This is a genomic window from Bradyrhizobium sp. dw_78, from assembly GCF_018449525.1.
Classification (GTDB): Bacteria; Pseudomonadota; Alphaproteobacteria; order Rhizobiales; family Xanthobacteraceae; genus Bradyrhizobium.
Window position 1 is genome coordinate 1 of record NZ_JAAVUS010000020.1, and the last position, 3,294, is coordinate 3,294.

Consider the following 3,294-nt stretch of genomic DNA (forward strand, 5'->3'; position numbering starts at 1 on the left):
TCTAGTCGCAGGCGTACGCCCGCGACCGGAGCCGCGAAGCGTCTCCGCCTTTCAGGTGACGATCGTTGCCGCTTACTGCTTCTGCCTGGTCCGCGCTTCTGTCCGGAGTCGGCCCGAAGGTAACCGCCTTTGCATGAATTTCAGCTCGTCCGATGTCGTTCTATCCAGCCGGGTCTTCGCTGCGTTGATTGACATTGGTTCTGGCGAAGTCCTCCCCCTTGAACAGCCGCGGCTCCCCGCGGCTCCGCGCCAGCGCGTAGGGAAAGCAATCGCCGTAGTTCAGCGCGGCGGGATGGCGCCCCTTGCCATATCGGCGCCAGGCGCGCCGCGCAGTGTCCATCTGTTCAGCATCGACAGGGACGATCTCCGCTCCAATCTTGAGCAGCCAAAGATCGAACTCACGTCCGCCGGCGTCCCCCAGTCGTGTTTCGAGCACGATCGTGGCTTCGAGCACGGTCGCCGTGGAGATCAGCCGGATCGGATCATCCGCAATCCGTTCCTCGAACTCCGCCGCATCAGCCTCGTTCAGGGCGATCGCCACAATGGCGGACGTATCGATCACCATCAGCGTGGCAATCCATGTTCGTCATAGCCAAGAATGTCCTCGGGCCTCCGGTCGTCCAGGACCGGCAACGCGCTCCAGCGCCGCCGGATATCGGCGAGATCCTCCAGCAGGGCGGCCTTTCGGGAGTGACCGCCCACCCGGCGCAGCCGCTCCTCGATGGCGCGTCTGGTCGCCGTCGTGATGTTCTCGCCGGTGAGCTGAGCGAGATTGCGGGCGAGCCGTTCCGTTTCCGGGTCTTTGATGCTGAGGGCCATCGTTTAGGTTCCTTGGTTCCTATTTAGGTATCTTATACCTCGAATTTATGCAAAGGCTCATAGGTTGCGCCTAAACGAGGTTAAGTTGCGCTTGGCGAAATAAGAACAAAATAGGAACATTCCTGTCAGTCAAGATGCGGGGGGTATGAGAGTGGCCGAGGTGACCTATTTCGTCGCTTTGCCCTTTCTGGCTGCCGATGACGGCGTGGCCGCAGGCGAGCCGACCGAGTGTTTCAACCCTGGCGCCGCCGTCGCGCGGGCTGAGGTGCTGTCGCGCAAAGCGGGACATGTCGGCGCGGTCGCCTTCAGCCGGACCGGGGATCCGGCGACCGGCGAATTTTCCGATGCCGTGGTGCTGAAGACATTCGGTGACGTGCCGGATGATCTGGGCGCGTTGTGATGCGTGGAGATGCTACATCAACAGCAGCTTGCCACCCGGAACTAACAGGATTGCGGCCAATATCAGCCGCAGCGCGCGGTCCTAAAGGTGATTATGACCGACAACGGCGCCGATGACGGCACCGATCGTTACCTCGTCGTTCACGGCGTTATCCGCGAAGTCATCCCAGCGGGGAGCGCTCCTCGCCAAAACGCAAGAGCCTCCACCGCAGGATGTCTTTTACACCGCGTCCTTGGCAGCCTTCACCGGACGTGCCCTGACGATCTTGCGTGCGGGCTTCGCCTTGAAGGTCATGGCCTCGCCTGTGAAGGGATTGGTGCCTTTGCGCGCCTTGGTGGCAGGCTTCTTGATGACGACGAATTTGGCGAAGCCGGGGACGACAAACACGCCATTCTTCTTCAGCTCCTTGTAGCCGATCTCGGCCAGGGTCTCCATCACGCCCTTGACATCCTTCTTGGCCAGCTCGTTTGTGTTCGCGATCTGCTCGATCAATTGCGACTTCGTCATCTGCGTTGCCATCGTGGCTCCTTTGATTCGTGAAACGGCGACAATAGACGGGACTCCCCTGAAAATCAGCGATTTCCAGTGTTGCAGCTGAGCGAACGATTTTGCGTGTCTCAAATAGGAGGCTGATGTGGCGTCGCCCGGCGGGCCGGGCTGTCGGCTGCGCTGAAGCGCCGCGAACTGCGGGTCTTCACTCTGCGGGCGCCTGTCCTTCTGTATCCGATCTGCGAAACCAAGGCCGCCAAAGTCTCCCCCAATGTCCGGCGATAGGGTAGGAGCGGTCGTGCTTGGCCGGCGCTGCGAAGTCGTCGTTGCGCGTCCGTATCTGCGGTACATCGATTTTTACCGGGCAGGCATGTGAGCGCGCGGTGACGGCTCGGCCGCCGACAAGAGCCTCTTGGGAAGTTGGGTCGGCAAATTATGCCGGGCTGAAATTTATACGCGCTGCTTTTTCCTCCTAAGCTAGGACCGGTTCACCGGGGTGCCCGTCACGTGATCGCTGCTGCAATAGCTTGAATATTCGCTCGAAAGCCCAGCTCGTGGCCCGCCGGTTGAGGTGTCGGTAGACGGCCTAATTAAAACTTCAATGCCAGGTCTTGGCACGGCACTTGCTCCCCTAACGTGGCGTCCATGAACCTTGGAGATTATTAAAATGAACGTAGGCCCTATCCCTCTCGTTGCCGCAGGAACGCTTTCTGGCAACTTGCCAACAGGTGCAGGCGCGAAGACTCTTGGCGCGCCTCCATTGGCTCCGGGTAAGTCATTCGAACCCGTCAGCCTTGACGAGAGCCAGGCACTCACTGGCGTAACTTTTACTCCTTTTTCGTCACCACAAATCAGCGCCGATACGCCAGATACGGCCCTGATGCAGCAGCTCCTGATGATTCAAGAGCAAAACCAATCATAATTCGACTGGATGAGTGCAGGACGATATGGAGCTGGCGGCGTCGGTTCGTGCGGCGCAACTCGAAAGGGAAGGTGGCGCTGGAACTGTCACCATCCGTTTGAGGCAATTGACATGAACGTCAAGCCGGGCCACTTCTGCTGATGTTACTTTTCGGATCTGAGCAGATATCCAGTTTGAGCCCACGAAGCATCGGATAGTGGACATCACTCAAAACGCGCTAATACTGAAAGTCGTTAGCAACGTTGCCCATAGGCGGTCCGAATGTTTGCTTTCGGAGTTTACGATGGAAGAATTTTTTAAGCTATTCGAATTTTAATCTTCGAGGATCGCTGCGAAAGTTGCTACCGGGCCTCAGTTCAGATCTTCGGCGTATATCCAGCGACACCCTGCTTTTGCAGCGACGACGGCATCCAGCAACGAAGCAGCAATGACATCTGCCGGATTGACATGAAAGTTCTTCGGAAGAATCGGAGCTAAGATTCGAAGCAGCGTCAGCGCCGCTCGCTCTGCAGTCCTAGCTTCGTTACGCTCGCCGCCAATCAGGCTGGGTCTGCAGATCGTAAGGGATCGGAACCCGATCTTCTGGATGTCTCTCTCAACCTCTCCTTTGGTCCTGTAGTAGAAGCTCATGGAATCCGCAGATGCACCCATGGCAGTTACAATG

General features: G+C 58.2%; 5 protein-coding genes and 1 pseudogene. 2 read left to right on the forward strand and 4 right to left on the reverse strand.

What is annotated here, in order from left to right:
* Positions 1-160: 160 nt before the first annotated feature.
* Complete coding sequence (locus HB630_RS28110) at positions 161-565, reverse strand: type II toxin-antitoxin system VapC family toxin (RefSeq protein WP_213775989.1); 405 nt, start codon at positions 563-565, stop codon at positions 161-163.
* Complete coding sequence (locus HB630_RS28115; RefSeq protein WP_213775990.1) at positions 565-819, reverse strand: type II toxin-antitoxin system VapB family antitoxin; 255 nt, start codon at positions 817-819, stop codon at positions 565-567. Before HB630_RS28115 ends, HB630_RS28110 begins: the two co-directional genes overlap by 1 nt.
* Before the next feature lie 151 nt (positions 820-970).
* Between HB630_RS28115 and HB630_RS28120 the strand changes: the two genes are divergently transcribed.
* Complete coding sequence (locus tag HB630_RS28120; RefSeq protein ID WP_213775993.1) at positions 971-1,219, forward strand: hypothetical protein; 249 nt, start codon at positions 971-973, stop codon at positions 1,217-1,219.
* A 219-nt stretch (positions 1,220-1,438) separates the two neighbouring features.
* Here the strand turns inward: HB630_RS28120 and HB630_RS28125 are convergent, their stop codons facing one another.
* On the reverse strand, positions 1,439-1,738 hold the full coding sequence (locus HB630_RS28125; RefSeq protein ID WP_213775991.1) for an HU family DNA-binding protein: 300 nt from the start codon (positions 1,736-1,738) through the stop codon (positions 1,439-1,441).
* 637 nt (positions 1,739-2,375) lie between these two features.
* Between HB630_RS28125 and HB630_RS28130 the strand changes: the two genes are divergently transcribed.
* The gene (locus HB630_RS28130) at positions 2,376-2,630 is read left to right on the forward strand and encodes a hypothetical protein (RefSeq protein ID WP_213775992.1); all 255 of its coding nucleotides are present in this window, start codon (positions 2,376-2,378) and stop codon (positions 2,628-2,630) included.
* Between the two features lie 351 nt (positions 2,631-2,981).
* On the opposite strand, the pseudogene HB630_RS28135 reads toward HB630_RS28130, so the two are convergent.
* Positions 2,982-3,294: pseudogene (locus HB630_RS28135) on the reverse strand (NAD-dependent dehydratase); the annotation flags it as partial.